Below are 20,743 nucleotides of genomic sequence, written 5' to 3'. Positions count from 1 at the left end.
TATAAAAAACTCCTGCTTTTTTACCCCACCCAAACCCGCATTCCACCGTTACCCGTTAAAATAAAGTCCTGCCAACAAACGCTATTTTCACACTTTTTCGATCATGTTTTGACCGTTTTTCCAACCTTTTTTCACACTTTTTGTTCCCGTTTTTTTCGAGTTGCAATAAAGTTGTGCTTCCCCTCTTTTTCCTCAAACTGAGTAGGTATAAGGGTTTAGGGGCAAGGAAATAGGTAAAAAGAGCAGGTGTTTATTTTAACTCCGTCGGAGTTGGTGGCAGATGTTTATTATATGTGTTGCTGTTTATTGTGGGGCTACATTATACTAACTCCAACCACGCGACCGCTTCACAATGTGTTGAGACGTTGAAAGGGATATATTTAACAGCAACCTAATATTATTATCAATAGTAAAAATTAAGTCTTAAAATTATTCAGGCTGTTCAAAATGTATTAGGGTATATTTTATTGAATGTTCGTCTTCAACATAATCATTAATTACTTCCTTTTCAACAACTGCTTTTATTAAACTCGGCACTCGAAATTGAAGAGTTTTATCTTCCTTCAATCTCTTAAACATATCTGTGGACATCTTACCACCTATGTCACCTATTGAATCAGTGGAGATTCTAAATCTGTTATTCGTAGTATTAATTGATGTTAAAAGACCTTCAATACTTATTTGTTCAGTATATTTTTCACTTTTATCCTCGAGTATTTTCGTAAGTATATCTAATTTAGCAAAAGAATTCTTATCAAAACTAACTTCTTTATTTATTCCTTTTGCTTTTGTAGCTGCTTCCAATTTTAAAGAAAACTCATTATCAGATATTTCCTTTAGCCATTTCTTAATACTTTTCACTGTATTTATAGAAAAAGATTCATCAATTTCTATTTGTTCCTCTATTTCTATTAGATCCTTAACTTGTATATCTTCGATTATTTCAAATAAAGTGCTTAAAGATTTCTCCGGAACTTCAAACAAATCTGTTTCATTCGGTTCAGTTCTTATCCATACTCCAAAAGATGAGGGTTGTAAAGAATCAAGTCTAAGATTAATTTGCTGTTCCAATCTGTTCCCCATTAATTTACTTCCTATATCAGTTGCTACATCATTCAATGATTTCTTCAAATTACTTAATACATTTAAAAATAAATCTAAGTTAATATCATGACTATTTTCAACATCCTTTAATACCATTTTAAATTTAGAGCTATCAAGGATATCTTCTTCTACTTTTAATAATTCTGTATCTGTGACATAATCGTATTCCACATAAAAATCTTCTTCTGGAAAGCTCTCTTTGTCAAAGTTACTTGAATTAACAAGTTCAACAAATAATTTAGTGTCTTTATCATTTATATTTGAATCTATAAAAAGGTGATAAAGTCTTTCTTTATTTTTTAATTTATTAAGTAGTTCTAACACCGAAATTTTTTGATATATTAAATCAATACGTTCTTTATTTGAAATTCTACAGAACAGCCATTTATCAACGCTGTCTTGAATTTCCTCTATATAATAGTTTAAATAATATTTACCGCAAGTAGATTTGGAAATAAAAAATAATGGAAAGTCATAGTATTCGAATATATGAATTATTTCTGATTGTTCTAAATCAGCATATTTACTTATTCCCAATTCCACTCACCTCTCCTAAAAATACATTTAACATATTTATTTCCTTATATACCCATAGATTCAAATGATAATTATTTATATTATGTATTCCACATTCTGACGTGACTCTTCCTGCAACAATCTTTTTATTCCTTAGATTTTTAAACTTTTTTGAAGCATTTTTGGCAGCATCGATGGTTGTATAAAATGATAATGCAAGTGCTTCACAAGTTTTGGTAGGTGGATAGCTTTTTCCTCTTTCAATATGGTTAAGAAAATCTAATTCTTGAACAGAATCATCTTCAATAAATCTATAAACAGGTTCCACATCATTTGAGGTTGCATTAGATGGGGGACATTGTGGTGGCATATATTCTTGGCTTTTAAAATACACCGTATTACTCCTTTCCATTTGTATTATTCCCATTAATTGATTTTTATTAATATATTGGAAAAAATTACTTAAATTATAACAATCATAGTCATGTTTTTGGTGTTTTTCGACAAAATTAGACACATATAAATACATTTTCTTAGAACCAACATTGCTTCGCTTCTTGTATGCATATTAACCTTTGATACAAAAACAAAATGCATTGGCAAAAGAGAAATTTTCCATTCCTCTACCAATGCATTATATATATTAGCTAAAGTAAATTTGATTACTTGTCATGATAATATTATTTTCTGATACAGTCGATTGAAAGCCTACTTTAGTTAATGCAGATTTTATTATTGGATGTTCTAATATTTTTTCATTAAATAAATCATCAATCTTTATAGTATTATTTATAAGCCCAATTATTAATGGCGTATAGCTCTTTAACTCTTCATATGCGTCTATATCAAATGCTTTAACATTAATAAAGTCTCTTCCAATTTCTAACTGTGTATTATTTTTATAAAGATAATGTGCAACCTCATCAAAGTCATCGTTTAAACCAAAATAAACCATAGGTACTTCATATCTCTGACTCTTTAGGTCATCTAAAATATAATTTATTCCACTAGTACTTACCTTGATTTGTAATCCAGCACTTATTCCGCTAACACTATTTTCGTTTATTTGGAGTAGCTCTTCCTTACCTTTTTCCGTATTAATCCATATAATATCCCTTTGAGGATTCGTTGTATCATACTTTGTTGGATATCTATCTTTTGTTGTTTTCAATCCTGTACCTATTGCAAGATATTTATCTAATTTTCTTACCTTCTTCTTCCCTTTTCTTGCAATAGTAGCCCATTTCCTATTAACCTCTTTACAATTGTTACATCTATTTACAATAATCGCTTCGGCAATATTCCCAAGCAATCTGATCGCAGTTTTGAATGAATTTTGTTCTACAAAATATTTTAAACCTAGTATACCTTTTTCATTTAATTGAATATATCCTAAGTCGTCCATTAAAATTTTTAAAAGATTTTCAGCATATAGGAATTTAACAATTTCCATCTTCCTATTACCATTTATCCATTCCGAATAAGTTTGAGTATAATGAGGATTTATAGTTCCATCCTCATTTTTTATGGCAACAACTAATTCCATTCATTCTTACCCTCCCAATTATTTTGACTTAACCTAATTATAGTTTTTTCACATTATTTCCTCCACCCTCATCCCACTCTTCAATACAAAAACAAAATGCGCTGGTGAGAGAATTTCTATCTTCTCTACCAGCGCATTGAATATGCCATCATCAAATTGTTCGAGTAATCCTTCTTTTTGTTTGAATACATTCATGATTTCTTGTACTCGCTTTTTATACTGCTCCTTCGATTCCTGACTGATTTCGATTTCATGTCTTTGCTCACGAAGTTGTTCTAACTGGTCACCAATTCTTACTTGTTCCTCTTGGTATACTTCTGCATCCATTTCTCCTTTTAGATTTAGTTGGACAAGCCCTTTGTATTCCTGCTTCAAATGTTCGATTTTCTTATCAATCTTTTGAATTTTAGTTTCATCTGCATTTTTCAATAATACCTTCTCAATATTCCGATTCATCGTTTGGACAAATTGATCCTTATCCTCTTTCATTCGATTAAATGCTCGGACAAAGGCTTCCATCAAAACTGCTTCGTCCACTGCTTTGGCATCACATCCTTGTTTTCCAGCAGCTATATATGTTTTGCATTGCCATACAACTTTTCTAGAGATATTGTTACTGTTCCAAATTCTACGTTTCAAGGTATTTCCGCAACACATACAAACTAATTTTCCACTGAACGGATATTTACTTGAATAGCGATGTGCATTTTCTTCTTTATACCCTTTCAATTTGGCTCTCCGTTTCTTTTCTGATTGCACTTGTTCAAACACTTCTTTGGGGATAATGGGTTCATGATTTTCTTCTATAAAATATTGTGTGGCTTGCCCATCATTTTTCACTCGTTTTTTCGTAAGGTAATCCACTGTGATTGTTTTTTGTTGTAACAATGCTCCGTAATACTTTTCGTTCGTTAAGATTCCTGTAACCGTAGAATCCCACCATTTTTCATTACCTGCGACTGTTTTAATGCCATCTGCCATTAACCCTTTTGCGATTGCTTGAGTACTTTTTCCTTCTAAATATTCTCGATAGATTCGTTTTACAATTTCTGCTTCCTTTTCGTTTATGACAAGTTCCCCGTTTTCATCTTTGTCATATCCTAAAAACCTTGTCGTATTGCAATAAACCTTTCCATCACGAAATCCTTTGACAATTCCCCAGCGTGAGTTTTCGGATATGTTACGACTTTCATCTTGTGCAATGGAACTAAGAATTGTCAGTAACACTTCCCCGGAAGCTTCCAGTGTATTGATATTTTCCTTTTCAAATACGATTGCAATGCCAAGGTTCTTCAGTTCCCTCGCATTTTCTAATAAGACAACCGTATTTCGAGAGAATCGGGAAATGGACTTGGTTAGTATCATATCTATTTTTCCTGCTTTTGCATCTTCAATCATCTGTTTAAATTGTATTCTCTTTTTATCAGACGTTCCTGAGATTCCTTCATCTGCGTAGATATCGACAAACTCCCAATTAGGATTATTTTGAATTAAATTTGTATAATGATCTAACTGATTGGTATAACTTTCTTTCTGTTCCTCTGAATCTGTGCTGACTCGGCAATAAGCACATACTCTTAACTTTTGCTTACTTTGTACTCCTTCCAATTCTTCTAATGGTTTTTTCTCTAAAATTTGAACAACTTTTTTCGCCATTTCCCTTCCCCTTTCGAACATATATTCTTTTCCCACACACATGATAGATTTGTTTTATGTATACATCAACTGATTTCTTCTTTAATTTGCCAACTCTTTTTTATAAAAGGACTGCTGATTTAATCGGTCTATTTCTTGATATTCTTCCTCTGTAATTAACTTTTCTTCAAGCATCTCTTTTAAAATATGTACACTCAATAAATAATCCGCTGTATGTAAATGCATTCCTTATGCTCCTCTCTCATAAATAAAAAATGGCTCACCCGAAGGGAAGCCTAAGTATTTGTAATTCACTAATTTCTCGCTGCTTTTATGTATAATAGACCCGTCTTAAATCGGTCTATTCCTATTACTTGATATGTCTTGTTTAATACAGTAAACACTTCTCCCAAACTGAATTCCTGTAACGTTTCATCACTTTCATGTACCAAAGCTACCAATTCATTTTCAGGAACAACAATGGGATAGCCAGTTTCAATATCTAAAACGGTGTTCTCTACAATGGATAAGTAGCTGATAAAGATTGGAGCACTCGTACTATAAATAGGTCGACCAAAATCATCATATCCAATAATAACCTTCTCTCCTGGTTTTTCTTTCACGAGGATTTGATTACATTTCTTTAAACGAACTTTGTTATGATTTGTACGTTTATCAATGTCGCTCACTACTAAATAGGTATCATTTCGGTCAACTATTTTCACATAATCACCTGTTTGAATCTCAAACTTTCCAAATAAATACTTATCATTATAGTATTGAATGGACTCAGTAGTGTTTTTTATCAAAGCCTTATGCATAGTACCATTTACTTCTACAAATACACCTTGTTCATATAGAAAAAAATCTAGAAATGGTTCAAGCGATTGTTGACTCATCTTACACTCCCTTTCACTTTTTGCATTGATACAGCCAAATATCTAAGTAGTCTGACCATTTTTCAATTAACATGATTTTATATGTATCGTTATCCACTCGAACATAACGAGTTAAAGTTATTTCTTTTTCATTATCACAAAACAATCGTTTCGTCACATCTACATAAAAGCCATCTTCAAAAATAACGGTTTGACGAAATGGTTGAAGATCCCCTTTTACTTCTTTAATATGCAAAGGGGAATCTAGAGTATCTACTATTAATATAGATGAATTATAGAACACTATATCCCACCTTTAATTTTGGTAATGGTAATGCAGAACGAATTGAAAGAGGGATTCCTAATTCATAGGTGGCACTTCTTTCTCCTTGCCTGATTTGATTCATGCCTTCTGAATTTCTATTTTTATAAAGGAATATTGCATAATCTACGATCGTTTCCTCATATTGAATCGGCAGTTCATTTACATTGCAATAATGCAAGATAGCGATTTTTGCTCGGTTATAATAATGAAGTAAATGTTCATCTTTTGTTCCATCCGTATCATCTATTTCTAACAATCGTTTCATTTTTAATAATGGTTCACTCATGTTCATCACCTATTCTTTCTTTTGAACTGTTGTTGACTTTTTAGTATTCGTTTTTACTTCTTCATAAGTATCTTGTGCTAACAATCGGATTTGTAATGCTGTATCTGTGATTTCCCAAATAAGCCCTGTTTCCTTGTTTACTATTTTCATCTCAACGCCTCCAATAAATAAAAAATAGGGCATCCATACAAAACTGGACACCCTTTTACTATGTATGTATTTATGAACGATTTGCAGTTAATACTGCAATTCCCTCTGGTTTGATGCATTTTGCCCCATATACTTGAAGCCCTTTGATTGCATCGGAAAATTGTTTCTCAGGTCGATATGCTTCCACTGAATCCACTTGTCCAGCAAAGGAAATGGCTGATTTGTGACCTGCGATAATCTTATATTTGGTACCTGCATTATTTGGAACATTGTTTGATTTGAATACGTTCAAATTATCAATATTCCCCACATATCCAGTAGAAAGAACATTTCGGTCAACCGTAAAACGTGGGTCTTTTACTAGTAATCCATAGAACCATGCTGGAATAACAACAAAACGGTCACTTTCTGGCACATCATTTTCATCTAGAATAACACCTAAATCAATAAGGTAATCATAAGCATTTTCCTTTACTGGAATAATTGGTGTGGTATCATCACCAATCGTATTACCTGCTTTCACCTCTGTATAAAGACTAGCAATATATTGGTCAGCCACATTTGCTAATCCATAAGCTGCCTCAACAATTCCCTTTTCTAATAAATCCACGTTGGCTTGTGCTCGGTCGATATCATCTACTTGGAAGTTAAAATATTTCGCTTGGTCAATCACGAGTTGTTTTTGATCTGAATTTAGTTCCTCTGGATTCCCAATACCTGTCGACTTATTATAATCCCCAATCGTTACATCCCCAATGGAATTAATTTTCACAACAGAACCTTGCCCTTGAATTTCTCCTTCATAATCATGATTAACGATATTTCCATACACCAATGCTTTCTGGAATCTTTCATTTAATCGAGCACTCCAAATAGTAGGAATAAAATTATTAACTGTCATATATATCACCTAATCCTTTTCAAATTATTATTGTTTTAATAGTTGTTTCACACTGTCCCAATTTTGATTTATTTCGGCTTGGGACATGCCTTTTAATGAATCTAATGTTAATGTTCCTTTGTGGTTTTCTCTTGGAGGATTATAACCATCCCCTTTCAATCGTTGTTCAACAATGGATTGAACGGATGATTGAAATACAGATTCCAATACTTCTAAGTTTGCATTCGTTGTTTCTTCATCTGCACCAATAAAAAAATCCACTAATGGTAGTGGAAGTTTCTTGTCACTCGCTATTTTGATGGCTTGATTCGTTAAGATTTCCCGTTGCTTCTCTCGTTGCATTTTCTCCACTTCTGTTTTTAATTTCTCCAACTCAATATCTTTCGCATCTTTTTCAGGGAAACGCCTTTTCACTTCTTCATCAATTAATGCCTCAAGATGGTTGGCTTTCCATGTTTCAAGTGACTTGGAAGTGCGTTTATCTACTGTACTATCTAGCCAACTTTTCGCCTCCTTATTGTCTTGTAGGAATTGTTGTACTCCCTCAACGCTTAGTAAGCCCTGCAGATAGTTACTTACTTCCTCGTTCCCTTTGTTTTCCTCAATAAATTGTTTGACTTCTTTCCATTCCATATTGCTTCCTCCTACTGCCCTTCTAACTCCAATTGGAACTAGAAACGCAAAATTTTTATTAGCCTTTTCATGTCATGCTTAGGACAAAATTAGTTATTCACCTTCAGCAAGCTCATCTGGTAAAATTCGATTTTGTTCGCTGATAAACTTTTGAATCTCCATCTTTGGATTTTCGATAAATGGCAATAGTGATAATAATGTTTCTTGAGAGCAAACATCTTTCAACTTCACAATCACATCAGCTAATCCCACTAAATCGGTAGGAAGGTTTCGTGTAAATTTAACGGAAACATCCCGATAGTCATATAATTTTCCTTCCTTCTTTTGCAGATAGGTAAAGAAATTTTTCAACCGCTGCTTGATGACTTTCTCCATTATGGCTTCTCGCATACTCACTCGATTCTCTAAATTTAATAACTTGTTTCGTAATGCCAATGAAGAAGTATTTGAACTCCAACTTTCATTAAAGTTGACCTCATCCATTAAGTCATAAATTTTACGCTCTAAATTGTCCAATTCATTTTTTACAAACGAATCATTAATTTCTTTCGTTAACCATGACACTTTACCTCCAGATGGAACTTGTATAATCCCCATTTTCTTCATATTAATTAAGTCCTCTTCTTCAATCCTTGCGTTCTCAATTACTAGGTAAGCATTACGATGATCGGCAATTTCGTTCACTAAATCAGAGTTCAATGCATTGTAAGCATCAAACAATGAAATAACATCTTGATATCCACTTTTCCTTTCTGTATTTGCTGGACAGGTGATAATTGGAACACGTCCAAATATGTGATAATGCTTACCGAGGTACACAAGCTTTTCTTCTTGTTTACGTAATCCATGTTGCTCCTGAGAAATTTCATAATGAAGAATTTCTTGATCCGTATAAACATCTAAAAACTGTTTTTCTTCAAACGGTTTTGTAAAACGATGTAACCCTAGCACCACATTTCTATCTGCAGACCCATCCTCTAAGACAAAACAATGAAGAGGAGTCAGTATTGTCGCACTGAACTCCCCTTCTTGATTTACATAATGCAATTCATAACTTTCACCAAAAATTTCACTTTGCTTCCGAAGTTGAATATTATGTTCCTTATCCCAATGGCTCATTTCATGGTCAATTTTCTCAATGATTTCTGCATTGTCCGTTTTGGATATGTAATTGACTGGCTTACCGAGAAGATAACCTGTTTCATTATCTACAAATTTACGAGGGTAATTGAATATGAGTTTACGATTGCTTCGGCTGTCTTGCATGTCGTAATCTTTGAGAATTTTATGATCGCCTTCATAATAATCTTTGTACTGTTGCTTGGATAATGCTTGTTTGTTTAATTCGTTTAAGCATTCTAGTATTAATTGCTCGGTTACTTGCATGTGGTCACTTCCTTTCTGAAAATAAAAAAAGCCTGTACCATAAAATGATATAGAACAATAAAAAATGGATATTAATAATATTCTGTTTTTATTTCCGACTTTAATTTTAATTCCCTTAACTATTTATATAATAAATGGTAGAATTTACTACAAATACTAAAGGGGTGAGCCTTTATGAAGAATAATATATTCACAGTTATGACTATTCTTTTCATTGCTTTATTTTTAGTTGGATGTGGTGAAACTGCGATAAATAAAAAGGAATCGGAAAAAAATAGTGAAGAAAGTAGTACTGATAAGATTGCAGATCAAGAGATGATAAATGAAGAAGTACCTGAACCTTATGAAAAAGCAATTACAGCCATCAATAATAAAAATTGGGAATTAGTAAATACATATTTAGACTTGGTGTTAACAGATTTCCCCGATAGTGAATATATATTCCCTACTCAAGTATTAAAAGGTCTAATGCAACTTAGCGAATACCTTTCTGCTGTTGATTTATTGACTATTCTCAGTGAAGGAGCAGATCCAAGTAATTCATTATACGATGAACAAGATGCTGCTACAATAAAACAACATTTAGATTTGATTCAAGAAATTTTTGATAAATCATTAGTTGAGCAAGAAGTTGCATTTACCTATTTATCACAAAATTTTAAATCGGATAAAGACTATAATGATTATTTTAAAGATATTAAGTCATTATCACCTTATAATGAACATTATGATGATTTATCATTTTTTCAGAATGTAGGTTATCCTATTCCAACCGACAATGAGGTTAATTCTTTTTTAGATGCAAAATTTGAGATTAATATGCTAGAAGGAATAAATTTAATTACAAACAAAGACGACCAGCTCAACTATAATTATTTATTTCTATTCTATAACGCTGGTATAACACTAGCTGAGTCTAATCCTCAATTATCAAAAGAAATGTTTAATATTGTTTTGAATATTACATCGGAAGACACTTATAATGAATTCAGAATTTCAGTGGAAGAATACATGAGTTCCCAAAAGTAATAGAAATCTTATTATTAATTCTTTCAATTAAGCATCCTTTATTAATTATATAATGGATGCTTTCTCTTCATTTAAGCCAATTATGTCATCTATGTACATATAACTTGTACGTTTCATCTAATAATAACCCCATCTAAACTTCTAAAATAACAACTTCCTATCATAAAACTTCAAACTTTTCACTGATTGCACTAACTGAACTGCCCCATATAAACTATCTGGAGCATCATCGTGTTTACAGTGCTTGTTATAATCCTTTATTTGGTTATTATACCTAATATTTAACTGATTGAATAGGACATGTCCCTTCTTCACATCGGGCTCTAAACTTACAATTCGTTCATGTTTTTGACCTTTTGTATGTATGCTTTCTATTGGTAAATATATTTTCGCTTTCCATAACGCTTCCTCAAACTTCTGCTTCATGTAACTTTGTGCTTGGTTGGTTTCAAAGCCAATTTTCTCTACAGGGAATGTGGACAACTTGTTGATAACTTCTTGAAATAAATCATCTGGTAATAATTTATGTACAGTTCCATCTATCACATATCGTTGCTTTGTCTTCCGATGTTGTCCTAATATTGTGATGGCAGAATAATCATTGTTCTTTCCAGCTTTAATTGCAGGGTCAATATACATCACCACTTCCATTTCATCAAACTCAGGCAACACGCTCCAATACTCAATGTTTTGGAAAATGTAATCATCCGTTGAACGTGGATCATTTTGCATTTCCTTATAAAATGATTTGTCGCCCATTGCTTGTTTCTTACACATTAGATAATAATAATCCAAATATTCATCCCATAAAATTTCTGTTCCCTCAAGCATTTCCTCCCTATATACATTAAAAAAAGACAGGGCTGTATTAATCCTGTCTTGGTCTAATAAATTATTATATTGTTTCTCCCACTCTGACCATAAATCATCTCGTTCTGACCATTGATTAATCGATGCCTTCTTCATACTTCTAACTCCAGGTATTCGACCCTTTAATAAATCAGACATCAAGTCTTCTTCATGTAGAATAGTACCGACTACCAATATATTTGTATCCCTCGTACCAATTGGAATGACTACATCTCGAAAAGTTGATTTCACTTGTTCACGTTTTGATTCTGATTTTGCAGTATCATCCTTCAGCAAATCATCCAATAAAACTAAGGTTGGACGATGTTGTTTATAATGGACACCGCGCAAAGAACCGTCAATTCCCCTAATCATAATACAGCTATCTATACCACTTCTCGATTTAATCCATATTTCATTATTGTTCCAGCGATTGCCTTTCTGAATGCCAAAATCCTCAATGAGCAATTGATTATTCTCAAGCTCATCCTTAATCATATCTAGGAATGGCAAAGCAATTTGTTCAGTTGCTGAAATGATTAATGTGAATTGTGACTTGTCATAAAGAGTGGCATACAGAGGAAATAAAAAAGAATTAATCGTTGACTTTCCGTGTTCCCGTGGAAGTCCGAAAGCGTTGATTAATCCTTGATTAGAAAGCATATATCGTAATTCTGTGAAAAGTTCCTGATGAAATTGACCAAACTTGCGGTCAAAGTATTTTGGAAAATAACATAATGCGAAAAATTCAATGTCTAATTCACCGAGTAATTTACGAAGTTCAGAGAATGAAAATTCTCCGATGAGTCGTTTGATTTTGTCGTTGGTGAAATGTTTTTGAAGATAAATATATAGCAACTGATTATGAAAATCATTTTTGTTACTTTCATTTTTAACATCCAAATTTATTACCCCCTTTCTAGAATATTTTTACATTTAATAGTATGATTAAATCACACATAACTGTAAAAGGATTGATGTAACGTGATAGATATACATAAAATTATTACTTCCCTACAATTAAAAAGACCTATCTTCCATTCTGAGGCAGATTTCCAACTTGCTATCGCTTGGGAAATTCAAAAGCTATATCCTCATGTTGAGATAAGATTAGAGTATAATTATCCAAAAGTGTTTGAAAGTCTTTACCTTGACGTTTGGATAAAATTTGAAGGTAACTATATTCCAATCGAATTAAAATACAAAACAAAAAAATCCACATTTCTGGTAGATGGTGAGCAATTCAGTCTTAAAAACCATGGTGCACAGGATTGTGGAAGATACGATTTTTTAAAAGATATTTCAAGAATCGAAAAAGTAATTTATACAGAGGAATCAATAAGTACTGGATACGCTATAATGCTCACAAATGACAGTTTATATTGGAGAGAATCCAATAAAATTGATTCTGTCGATGCAGCTTTTAAAATCCATGAAGGTAGAAAATTATCAAGTCAGTTATCATGGGGAGAATTAGCGTCAGCAGGAACAAAAAGAGGTAGAGAGAATGATATTATTTTAGAGGGCTCCTATTCCCTAAATTGGACTACATTTGCAAATATTAATAACTATCCAGACTCCGAGTTTAAAATTCTAATTGTTAAAGTGGCGAAATAGTTCACTAAAAATTTCATCACAAAAATTTCCGCACCTGTTGGTAGCAGCCCTATTTCCCTAAATAGAAGTACCCCCTAGAACGACAAAAAGAGTGGCTAGTATCACCACTCAACACTCTCTAGGGCTTTTTCCATTTCTTTATCGGTTGTTACTGTATAGATATTTGTCGTCTGGATATTCGAATGTCCAAATATTTGTTGGATTGTTGTGATTTCTACCTGTTGCTTCACAAGTGTGTGACCTAGTGTATGGCGAATCATGTGCGGAGTTACCTTTATATTCAATCTATCACCGTAATGGCTAAGTATTAAATTGATGGCGTTACGTTTTAATGATCCACGTTGACCAATTAATAGGTGGTCTGTATCGGCTTCTGGTCGTTCAGGTAGATACCTTTCAATTGCTTTTCTGACATCCTTATTTAATGGCAGGGTGCGTTTTACATTTCCTTTTCCGATTATCGCCAACGTTCCTTTACGTTCGCTCAATTCTATATCTGAAAGCCTGATATTGACCAGTTCGCTTACCCTTATCCCTGTTTGAAGCAATAACTCTATCATACAAACGTGTATCAGATTCCCTTGTCGGTGAATCTCCTTCCTTAACTTCCACACATCTTGTTGCTCAAGTCCCTTATAAGTAATGACTTCCCTATTTTTTATCGGTTTAACGATGATTTCTTCCTTTATATGCCCTGCTTCTTTCATCCATTGTAAAAATACATTCAAACTGGCGAGCTTTCGATTAATTGTTATGATTGCTTGTTTACCTTTCTGTAGGTGCTTTTTGTACTCAACCGCATCCAATTCAATTATTTTATGGAGTCCATGCTCTGTTTTTGTTAAGTACCAACCAATGAATTGTTTCATGTCCCTCAAATAGCAGGAGATTGTGTTATCACTTTTGTCCTTGCTCCGTAAATAATGCTCAAAACCGTTCAGATATTGCATAATCTGCACCATCCTTCCCTTTGTTGTTACACATCATATAATTGATTCAAAGGGAAAGCAACTCAATACATAACTATCATTATGTTGTGTTTATGGCGTTTATTTTGCAATATTTCGGTTCAATTTGGGCATTTATCTATCAAATAACTCACGACATAACATTATGGTTCCGCAATATCATTAGTTACCCTCTATGTTTCATCAGCTTGGCTATCGGCACTTTCTTCTATTAATATGTATTCCGCATCAATCGTATCGTTATCTTCCTCAATCATCTCAAGGAACAAGCGTTTACGTTCCTCTTCACTTTGCTTTGTATCCAAAATGACTTCCCTGCGATCGTTCCATTCATCCTTCTTCCGATTCTTTAACCAGAAGATCATAGCTGTTGGGTTCGGGGGCTGATACCTTTTTACTTTCTCCACCCTCGTTTTCTTCTTGCCATTTTTATCTTCCTCGATGATCGTTTTTACTTCTTCAAATTCATAACCGAGTGCTGCCCTTAATAATGAATTTTCCACGCGGGAATCCATAACAGACTTGCCCCAGTTTACAACCTCTTTAAGGGTTGGATGTTCATTCTGATACTTATACCAAGTTGAAGGTACAATGCCTAATTTCTCACAAATCACATCATCCGTAAGTCCTTCACAACACCACTGTTGAATCTCCTTTAACCTAGGTTGCACATGGGTTTCCCATTTGCTTAAACGTTGCGTTGCTTTTGCAAAGTCTGGATGTTTCTTTTGGTAATCATAGAAAGTTGATGGATTGATATCCAACTCATTTGAAATTTGTTCATCCGTCCAACCATCCTCAATCCATTGTTTAACTTCATTTAATCGATGTACAACATTGGTGTCGTATTTAGTTGGCTTTATATTTTTACTCATTTTGACCTCACCTCCAAAAGAAAAAAGCCAATGTAATACATGGCTTCAAATTTACTTTTATTTAATTAAATTTTTATTGTCATTTAATACTTGTAAACCCTTTTTTAGCACTTCTGTATTACGAGTAGCAATTGCAATTCCAATACCGCCTAGTATTACAGCACCACCAAGTCCATATTTGCCTAATGTCTTTATCCATTCTCGTTGTTCATGTGCTTCTGCTTTAATTCTATCAAGTAATCTTTCAATCTGATCATATATTTTATCTTTTTCTTCTTCAGTTTTCGCTTTTTCATATTCCTTATTTAATTGGTCTATTACTTTGTTTATTGAATTTATATATTCTTTACTAACATGTTCTTTTGCAAAACTTTTCATACCATCAATTACTGATTGCACTGATGGATTAACCGTTTTAGAGTATTCTTTAAAAATATCTTTATTAAATTCGTCTTTACCTTCAGATAAAATTTCAAAGATCTTTATCATATCATCTACCTTAGGATTTTCAGGATTTTTTACACCTTTATCTTTTAAAAAATCTATTATATTACTCTCCATAATCGAAATCTCCTCATGATTATTTACTATATCTTAATGTACTCTCCACATTATTTAAGTCCTTCACCCAAAATATATAAATACATAACTTTTCAATAGCAAACGAGATTTCCGAAATAAGCTCTCTATGACCTTCATTATCAGGCAATGCGATACCGATTTTAACATTTTCTACTTCACTGTATTCAGTTGCAATCTTCATCACTGCTAATAATGCTTGTCCTACATGACTTTTAATTTGGCTTTTATTAAATAGTTTACCGTATCGACTTGATGTTTTTAAAGCACTAGTCGCTCCTTTCGCTTCAATAAACAAACTAAATTCATCTTTTTTTGCAATTATATCTATACCCTTTTCGGAAGTATGTAAAGCTTGTCTTATTTCAAAATTCATATTCTGAAGATATCTACATACAGCTGATATTACATCATTTTCTGTAAGCATATTTATCTAATCCCCCATATTTATCCTATTAATATAAATTTCTACATAAACAAACATTTCCCCTTTTTTCCCTTAACAAAAAAAAAGTTGATTTCTCAACTCCTTCTCTTCTTACTAATCTTCTAACTCACCTTCATAAAACATCTCAATATCGTCAATCACCTTTTGTAGCAACTCAACATGTTCCTTTGCATCCTCTTCCCCAAATACGCACACCTTTTCAATCTGCATATCCTTAAGGAAGCGAATGACCATTTCAATCTTTGCTTTACCCATGTATACCAACTCCTTATTAAGTTTGTCACATGTTCGCTCTGAATTTGGAATAAGTCAACCGCTTGAATAATACCCCCATAGTTGCCCTCGTTTCGGCAATACAACGTTCTATAAGCACACCTATACTTTCATTCCAACTTCCCAACGTTAGCCCACACAGACAAGGAAAAAGGGGGATGTTACTCCCCAGCAGTAGTTTCCTTTTCAGGTTTGCCATATCGAAAGGCTGAGTTGCCTGTTAGGTTTTGCAATAGTAGTTTTCTCGTTTCCTTGTACTCATCCCCGATCATTCCTAATCTGTTGAGCCATACTCGGAAAGTGAATTTTTCGTTGTCCGTATCCTTTACCTTAGCCGAAGCATATTTTAGCGTTTTCACATATTGATTTAGCAATCCTACAAGTTGTGTATAGGCTTTCACATTTTCTGTTGTTCCCTCTGTTCCAAAGCATCTGAAGGTAATCGTACTATGTTGAAAATTGATTTCTATCCCTTCACATTCTAACTTCGCAATTGTTGATTCAAACTCTTTTATTGATCCAGCTTTGATTTCATTTATTACCTTTACTATTTCCTCGCTCACAATATCCCGATCAAATTCTAACGCTTTCTTTAGAAGGTTCTGTTTGCTATATAGCGTATTGATTAGATTTCTTAGAGATATCGCTGTATGCCCATCCATTGGAACCGTTACTTCAATCCCTGTTATTCCTCCTGTTACTGGCTCCTGTATCTCCGTTTCCAACTCACCGTTTAACAATGCTTCAAATTCTACATTTCTACCTTCTGAAGTTGTAATCTTTCCTTCTCGATCAATGATGTAAGTTTCATGCGCTGTTTCAATTTGATAGTTAAAATTTGGAGCGCCTAAATATTTAGGCTTTACACCGAAATGTTCTCCTATCGCTTTTACTAATTCTTTTCTATCCATTTAACCTGCCTCCTGTGTTTGTTTTGTGTTAACATTAGTCACTCAAAACACAGATGAAAGCAAGTTAATTATTGCAAAGTAGTTAAATCCGAATATGCTATTTTTTCACCTTCACGAATTAAATAAACATCCCCGTTGTCACCCATATAATCTATGTATCTATTCACAATCACATCTGCATATTTTTCGTCTAATTCCATCGTTCTACAAACACGATCGGTTTCTTGGCAAGCTATGAGTGTGCTTCCACTACCACCGAATAGATCGAGTACAATATCGTTCATATTGCTGCTATTTTTAATGGCTTGTACGATAAGTTGAATTGGTTTCATTGTTGGATGAAGTTCAGATACTTTTGGTCTTGGAATATCCCATACATCCCCTTGCTTTCTATCCTTAAGTGGATGTAGTCGTGCTCGCCCTTCTTTCCATCCATACCAAATCGGCTCATACTTTGTGTGATAATCTTTTCTCGAAAGTACGATACTGTCTTTATTCCAAATGATTGTTGATGACCAATGATAGCCATTCTCTGTTAATGTAAGCATGAGATTTCCCCATTCTTGAGCAGACATCACAACATAGGTCATACAACCTTCTTTTGAAAACTGATTCATAACTTGAAAAGCCTGATTCATAAACTCTTTAAAATCTTCTGTTGGCATAAAGTCATTTTTTATTGTTCGTGGTTTATACCCTTGAGGATTTCCTTCTTTAATAGCACCGTAATTAACATTCCACGGCGGATCGGTAAATACCATGCTTGCTTTTTCTCCGTCCATCAATACTGTTACATCTTCTACTTTCGTACTGTCACCGCACACTAATCGATGTTTACCAAGTAACCATATATCACCTTTTTGTGAAATTGGATTTTCTGGAAGTTCAACCTCAAAGTCATCTGCTTCTGCATGATCATTTTCATCCTTCAAGCTATCCAACAATTCCTCTGCTTCAGAAAAATCAAAGCCTGTTAGTTCCAGATTATAATCAGCTAATTTTAACTCTTCTAATTCCTGTGCTAATAGTTCATAGTCCCACTCAGCAATTTCAGCTGTCTTATTGTCAGCGATTCGAAATGCTTTTATTTGTTCAGGTGTTAAATCATCTACTTTTATTGTAGGTACTTCCGTAATTCCTAGTTTCTTTGCCGCTAACAACCTTGTATGTCCTGCGATAATTTCATTGTGTTCGTCCACAATAATCGGATTCTTGAAACCAAATTCTTGAATACTTGAAGCAACCTTATCCACTGCCTTGTCATTATGTCGAGCGTTTTTGGCATAAGGAATTAATTCATCAACATGTTGCATTTCTATTTGCATCATTCTACCTCCTCAATAATACAAAAAGAGCCTCTCATTAAAGAGAAGCCCATTCCTCATTTGTCATATTTAATTGCTCTAAGTACCTTTGAATAAGTGGTTCCGAAAATTTAATTACTGCATCTGTATCAACTTGTTCAAAGAATGCTGCAATTTCATCCTTTCCACGCTCTCTATATCCCTGTGCTAATATTTCCTTTACTTCTTCCAACATTACTTTAAAATCTTCCATAATTCCTATTCTCCTTTATAGTTCAATAATTTTAGGCATAAAAAAGAACCACTGATGTAGTGGCTCTTAAACATTGAATAATTTTAATGTCACAATGACACAATGTCTTACTAGAATTAATTAAGAGTGGGAGATATGTAGGTAAATAATTATATTAATATATATATAAAATACCGATATATATACATTCCTCCATTCTGACATACTTTCATTTTCATCCAACCCTGTGACATTGTGACAACGTGACATTAATTATTTCACTATTTCATAGGTAACAGATTCTCCTCTTGGAGTATTTTTCTTGTCTATTACTTTTATTATTTTTTTCTGTAATAACTCGGGAATAATAGATTCATCAGCTTCTTCTGTTTTAATATGAATTCCACGACAAAGTTCACGTTTCGTAATTTTAGTTTCCTGTTGTTTTTTCAAGAAGTTTATTGCCTTTTCTAATTTACTTTCAGTTTTATTTGGTGAAGTATTACCTGATAATTGATTATACAAAATTTTCACTTGTGAACGAAAATATTCTGAAATTCGAATTGCATCTGCCATTGTCTCCTTAGATACTTCACAATCAATATTACGATGATCCGAATATAATCCAGAAATATGTAAGATAAGGGCAAATCGAAGCGAATATTCTTTGATTTTTGAATAAGAAGAACGTAACCTTTCATCATTTCCAGCTTTCTTAGAAACAAAATTCTCATATTGAAGATAGACATTTTTAGCCCCTGGACTCATAGTAATCGTTTTTTCATCAACCATTCTATGTAGACCAACTATAAATTGATTATATTTTTCTGAAACTGTTTGATCTATACCTTTCTCAGATGTTCTGACCATTTCAGTACCAAGTGGACAACTAAACAATAATCTATGTATAAAACCATTATCAAGATTGTCGTTTTCACCCAATTTATTAAGTGAAGATGGTGTTAAATTTCCAATGATATTTACGTATGGACTATCGACCCCTGAAGTTTTCCTAGATAATCGATTTGCTTTAATATAAGCATTTGACCAAATTGAAAGATATGTTTCAGTATCTCCTCCTCCATTTTTATAGCTATTTAAATTCTTATAGAAGTTCATAAACTCATCACAAGCGATAATTATACCCTTACTATTTTTCTGCAACATCTCCACCATTTTTTCAACTGTCACATTGGTAGTTATAAAATCTTCTGGTTCAACTGGCTCCTCTAAATCTTCTGCCGATTCTTTTTTCTTTTGATTAGCTAAAAATTCTGCTATCAATTTCTTGTATTCCTTTTCTCGTTTAGATTGTTCTTGTACTAATGGAGCAAGAACTAACTTTTGTGCAGGAGATTTTCCAGAAGATGATTGTGAAACTAAGCAACAATAGAGAATAGCTTTTTGATTTAAAGATTCATTAAACTTTAATGTCACATTATTTCCAATAGCTGTTGAGATGGCTACAAGGGTCGGAACTGCTGAAAATTCATAAGGAATGCTAAACATTCGACTGATTTCTTTTATATGATCACTAATTACAGGAGGAAATGTTTGAATTGGAAATGCACTTACTTTCGCTGCATCAAAATCATTATCTATTTCTACCATTTCATCTAGAATCGGAACAAATTCATCATTATCCTCTTCAGCATTATTTTCATACTCATCTAATTCGTCATGTTGAATTTCTGATTCGGAATATTCCATATAAATCTTCTTTTCATTTTCATACCAATATTCATACTGTTCCGCTAACCATTGTTGATAGTCTGGGTCACTTTGAAGTTGAATTTCTTCTTCAATCCATCTTTCTTCTGCCTCTTCCAATGCAGCTAAATCTGCTTTCCAATACTCATATAATTCATCATCAAGGATTGAGTTATGAATCATCCTATACCTTCCTTGATGCTCGAATTCTAATAAATATTCTTTATTCTGCCAGTCAACAGTATATTTTTTCCCATCCTTGCGTGAATATATAATTTGGGAACGATCATCCTTTGTTTCACTCATAGTGTACTGATCTCCTTTCATTATGAACTTCAATTAATTCAATACTATTAAATCTTTAAACTCGTTATATTTTGCCATTACTTCTCTCAAATCTGCAGAATCTTTGAAGATGTAAATTTTACGATTACCATCCTTCAAATCAACCTTTTCATCAATTTTATGGAACCGATTAAACATTAACCATCCTGCCATTCTTGATTGGGTAATAACGATTGTTTGATTGTTCACTTATACTGACCTCCTATAATAGTAATTTTGAAAAAGTATATACTCTTTCGCAAA

The 20,743-nt window shown here is 33.1% G+C and carries 25 protein-coding genes; 2 read left to right on the top strand and 23 right to left on the bottom strand.

All coding sequences use genetic code 11. The features are described 5' to 3' along the window. Positions 1-429 precede the first annotated feature (429 nt). The 12 genes from PGC35_RS14240 to PGC35_RS14185 form a co-directional block, all read right to left on the bottom strand. Positions 430-1,647, bottom strand: coding sequence for a DUF6575 domain-containing protein (locus tag PGC35_RS14240; protein WP_375219630.1), 1,218 nt, complete (start codon positions 1,645-1,647; stop codon positions 430-432). Continuing rightward, positions 1,628-2,149: a hypothetical protein gene (locus PGC35_RS14235; protein WP_375219629.1), complete on the bottom strand. Its 522-nt coding sequence runs from the start codon at positions 2,147-2,149 to the stop codon at positions 1,628-1,630. The genes PGC35_RS14240 and PGC35_RS14235 overlap by 20 nt, the downstream gene beginning before the upstream one ends. A 114-nt stretch (positions 2,150-2,263) precedes the next feature. Then, the gene (locus tag PGC35_RS14230) at positions 2,264-3,166 is read right to left on the bottom strand and encodes a hypothetical protein (RefSeq protein WP_375219628.1); all 903 of its coding nucleotides are present in this window, start codon (positions 3,164-3,166) and stop codon (positions 2,264-2,266) included. A 48-nt stretch (positions 3,167-3,214) separates the two neighbouring features. Continuing rightward, on the bottom strand, positions 3,215-4,822 hold the full coding sequence (locus PGC35_RS14225; RefSeq protein ID WP_375219627.1) for a recombinase family protein: 1,608 nt from the start codon (positions 4,820-4,822) through the stop codon (positions 3,215-3,217). 81 nt (positions 4,823-4,903) lie between these two features. Further along, entirely contained in the window at positions 4,904-5,047 is a 144-nt protein-coding gene (locus PGC35_RS14220; RefSeq protein ID WP_375219626.1) for an SHOCT domain-containing protein, read from the bottom strand. Between the two features lie 68 nt (positions 5,048-5,115). Next, on the bottom strand, positions 5,116-5,700 hold the full coding sequence (locus tag PGC35_RS14215) for a hypothetical protein (RefSeq protein WP_375219625.1): 585 nt from the start codon (positions 5,698-5,700) through the stop codon (positions 5,116-5,118). 13 nt (positions 5,701-5,713) lie between these two features. Further along, on the bottom strand, positions 5,714-5,983 hold the full coding sequence (locus PGC35_RS14210) for a hypothetical protein (protein ID WP_375219624.1): 270 nt from the start codon (positions 5,981-5,983) through the stop codon (positions 5,714-5,716). Next, positions 5,973-6,290, bottom strand: coding sequence for a phage head-tail connector protein (locus PGC35_RS14205; RefSeq protein WP_375219623.1), 318 nt, complete (start codon positions 6,288-6,290; stop codon positions 5,973-5,975). Before PGC35_RS14205 ends, PGC35_RS14210 begins: the two co-directional genes overlap by 11 nt. A gap of 9 nt (positions 6,291-6,299) precedes the next feature. Beyond that, entirely contained in the window at positions 6,300-6,440 is a 141-nt protein-coding gene (locus PGC35_RS14200; RefSeq protein WP_375219622.1) for a hypothetical protein, read from the bottom strand. Positions 6,441-6,510: 70 nt separating this feature from the next. Continuing rightward, entirely contained in the window at positions 6,511-7,341 is an 831-nt protein-coding gene (locus tag PGC35_RS14195; RefSeq protein ID WP_375219621.1) for a phage major capsid protein, read from the bottom strand. A gap of 27 nt (positions 7,342-7,368) precedes the next feature. Next, on the bottom strand, positions 7,369-7,974 hold the full coding sequence (locus PGC35_RS14190) for a DUF4355 domain-containing protein (RefSeq protein ID WP_375219620.1): 606 nt from the start codon (positions 7,972-7,974) through the stop codon (positions 7,369-7,371). Between the two features lie 93 nt (positions 7,975-8,067). Continuing rightward, positions 8,068-9,360 carry a phage portal protein gene (locus PGC35_RS14185; RefSeq protein WP_375219619.1) on the bottom strand — a complete coding sequence of 431 codons (1,293 nt, stop codon included), beginning with the start codon at positions 9,358-9,360 and terminating at the stop codon, positions 8,068-8,070. Between the two features lie 174 nt (positions 9,361-9,534). Here PGC35_RS14185 and PGC35_RS14180 point away from each other — a divergent pair, with 174 nt between their 5' ends. Continuing rightward, positions 9,535-10,389 carry an outer membrane protein assembly factor BamD gene (locus PGC35_RS14180; protein ID WP_375219618.1) on the top strand — a complete coding sequence of 285 codons (855 nt, stop codon included), beginning with the start codon at positions 9,535-9,537 and terminating at the stop codon, positions 10,387-10,389. Between the two features lie 141 nt (positions 10,390-10,530). Here PGC35_RS14180 and terL read toward each other — a convergent pair whose 3' ends face one another. Continuing rightward, positions 10,531-12,141: a phage terminase large subunit gene (gene terL, locus PGC35_RS14175; RefSeq protein WP_375219617.1), complete on the bottom strand. Its 1,611-nt coding sequence runs from the start codon at positions 12,139-12,141 to the stop codon at positions 10,531-10,533. 81 nt (positions 12,142-12,222) lie between these two features. Here terL and PGC35_RS14170 point away from each other — a divergent pair, with 81 nt between their 5' ends. Further along, a complete protein-coding gene (locus PGC35_RS14170) occupies positions 12,223-12,855 on the top strand; it encodes a hypothetical protein (RefSeq protein ID WP_375219616.1) in 633 nt (210 codons plus the stop codon). A gap of 101 nt (positions 12,856-12,956) precedes the next feature. Here PGC35_RS14170 and PGC35_RS14165 read toward each other — a convergent pair whose 3' ends face one another. From PGC35_RS14165 to PGC35_RS14120, 10 genes are all read right to left on the bottom strand, one after another. Then, positions 12,957-13,805 carry a tyrosine-type recombinase/integrase gene (locus PGC35_RS14165; protein WP_375219615.1) on the bottom strand — a complete coding sequence of 283 codons (849 nt, stop codon included), beginning with the start codon at positions 13,803-13,805 and terminating at the stop codon, positions 12,957-12,959. A gap of 191 nt (positions 13,806-13,996) precedes the next feature. Then, positions 13,997-14,698: a transposase gene (locus PGC35_RS14160; protein ID WP_375219614.1), complete on the bottom strand. Its 702-nt coding sequence runs from the start codon at positions 14,696-14,698 to the stop codon at positions 13,997-13,999. A gap of 57 nt (positions 14,699-14,755) precedes the next feature. Then, positions 14,756-15,259, bottom strand: coding sequence for a hypothetical protein (locus PGC35_RS14155; protein WP_375219613.1), 504 nt, complete (start codon positions 15,257-15,259; stop codon positions 14,756-14,758). A 19-nt stretch (positions 15,260-15,278) separates the two neighbouring features. Beyond that, positions 15,279-15,704, bottom strand: coding sequence for a hypothetical protein (locus PGC35_RS14150; protein ID WP_375219612.1), 426 nt, complete (start codon positions 15,702-15,704; stop codon positions 15,279-15,281). Positions 15,705-15,818: 114 nt separating this feature from the next. Next, complete coding sequence (locus PGC35_RS14145) at positions 15,819-15,980, bottom strand: hypothetical protein (RefSeq protein ID WP_375219611.1); 162 nt, start codon at positions 15,978-15,980, stop codon at positions 15,819-15,821. Between the two features lie 179 nt (positions 15,981-16,159). Further along, positions 16,160-16,909, bottom strand: coding sequence for a hypothetical protein (locus tag PGC35_RS14140; protein WP_375219610.1), 750 nt, complete (start codon positions 16,907-16,909; stop codon positions 16,160-16,162). 68 nt (positions 16,910-16,977) lie between these two features. Beyond that, positions 16,978-18,234, bottom strand: a complete 1,257-nt coding sequence (locus PGC35_RS14135; protein ID WP_375219609.1) for a DNA modification methylase — start codon at positions 18,232-18,234, stop codon at positions 16,978-16,980. 37 nt (positions 18,235-18,271) lie between these two features. Then, positions 18,272-18,466, bottom strand: coding sequence for a hypothetical protein (locus tag PGC35_RS14130; protein WP_375219608.1), 195 nt, complete (start codon positions 18,464-18,466; stop codon positions 18,272-18,274). A gap of 252 nt (positions 18,467-18,718) precedes the next feature. Next, positions 18,719-20,461, bottom strand: a complete 1,743-nt coding sequence (locus PGC35_RS14125; RefSeq protein WP_375219607.1) for a DUF3987 domain-containing protein — start codon at positions 20,459-20,461, stop codon at positions 18,719-18,721. Positions 20,462-20,494: 33 nt separating this feature from the next. Further along, positions 20,495-20,689, bottom strand: a complete 195-nt coding sequence (locus PGC35_RS14120) for a hypothetical protein (protein WP_375219606.1) — start codon at positions 20,687-20,689, stop codon at positions 20,495-20,497. Positions 20,690-20,743: the final 54 nt, after the last annotated feature.

It is taken from the genome of Psychrobacillus sp. PGGUH221 (assembly GCF_042055255.1).
GTDB lineage: Bacteria > Bacillota > Bacilli > Bacillales_A > Planococcaceae > Psychrobacillus.
Note: the sequence above shows the minus strand (reverse complement) of the source record. Positions and strands in the feature narration are given on the sequence as shown.

What these genes read in the sequence shown, in the direction of transcription:
- PGC35_RS14165 (WP_375219615.1), bottom strand. Translation starts at nt 13,805, where the DNA reads ATGCAATATCTGAACGGTTTTGAGCATTATTTACGGAGCAAGGACAAA.
- PGC35_RS14230 (WP_375219628.1), bottom strand. Translation starts at nt 3,166, where the DNA reads ATGGAATTAGTTGTTGCCATAAAAAATGAGGATGGAACTATAAATCCT.
- PGC35_RS14140 (WP_375219610.1), bottom strand. Translation starts at nt 16,909, where the DNA reads ATGGATAGAAAAGAATTAGTAAAAGCGATAGGAGAACATTTCGGTGTA.
- PGC35_RS14135 (WP_375219609.1), bottom strand. Translation starts at nt 18,234, where the DNA reads ATGCAAATAGAAATGCAACATGTTGATGAATTAATTCCTTATGCCAAA.
- PGC35_RS14155 (WP_375219613.1), bottom strand. Translation starts at nt 15,259, where the DNA reads ATGGAGAGTAATATAATAGATTTTTTAAAAGATAAAGGTGTAAAAAAT.
- PGC35_RS14160 (WP_375219614.1), bottom strand. Translation starts at nt 14,698, where the DNA reads ATGAGTAAAAATATAAAGCCAACTAAATACGACACCAATGTTGTACAT.
- PGC35_RS14205 (WP_375219623.1), bottom strand. Translation starts at nt 6,290, where the DNA reads ATGAGTGAACCATTATTAAAAATGAAACGATTGTTAGAAATAGATGAT.
- PGC35_RS14150 (WP_375219612.1), bottom strand. Translation starts at nt 15,704, where the DNA reads ATGCTTACAGAAAATGATGTAATATCAGCTGTATGTAGATATCTTCAG.
- PGC35_RS14180 (WP_375219618.1), top strand. Translation starts at nt 9,535, where the DNA reads ATGAAGAATAATATATTCACAGTTATGACTATTCTTTTCATTGCTTTA.
- PGC35_RS14200 (WP_375219622.1), bottom strand. Translation starts at nt 6,440, where the DNA reads ATGAAAATAGTAAACAAGGAAACAGGGCTTATTTGGGAAATCACAGAT.
- PGC35_RS14195 (WP_375219621.1), bottom strand. Translation starts at nt 7,341, where the DNA reads ATGACAGTTAATAATTTTATTCCTACTATTTGGAGTGCTCGATTAAAT.
- PGC35_RS14220 (WP_375219626.1), bottom strand. Translation starts at nt 5,047, where the DNA reads ATGCATTTACATACAGCGGATTATTTATTGAGTGTACATATTTTAAAA.
- PGC35_RS14130 (WP_375219608.1), bottom strand. Translation starts at nt 18,466, where the DNA reads ATGGAAGATTTTAAAGTAATGTTGGAAGAAGTAAAGGAAATATTAGCA.
- PGC35_RS14190 (WP_375219620.1), bottom strand. Translation starts at nt 7,974, where the DNA reads ATGGAATGGAAAGAAGTCAAACAATTTATTGAGGAAAACAAAGGGAAC.
- PGC35_RS14125 (WP_375219607.1), bottom strand. Translation starts at nt 20,461, where the DNA reads ATGAGTGAAACAAAGGATGATCGTTCCCAAATTATATATTCACGCAAG.
- PGC35_RS14235 (WP_375219629.1), bottom strand. Translation starts at nt 2,149, where the DNA reads ATGTATTTATATGTGTCTAATTTTGTCGAAAAACACCAAAAACATGAC.
- PGC35_RS14215 (WP_375219625.1), bottom strand. Translation starts at nt 5,700, where the DNA reads ATGAGTCAACAATCGCTTGAACCATTTCTAGATTTTTTTCTATATGAA.
- PGC35_RS14145 (WP_375219611.1), bottom strand. Translation starts at nt 15,980, where the DNA reads ATGGGTAAAGCAAAGATTGAAATGGTCATTCGCTTCCTTAAGGATATG.
- PGC35_RS14185 (WP_375219619.1), bottom strand. Translation starts at nt 9,360, where the DNA reads ATGCAAGTAACCGAGCAATTAATACTAGAATGCTTAAACGAATTAAAC.
- PGC35_RS14225 (WP_375219627.1), bottom strand. Translation starts at nt 4,822, where the DNA reads ATGGCGAAAAAAGTTGTTCAAATTTTAGAGAAAAAACCATTAGAAGAA.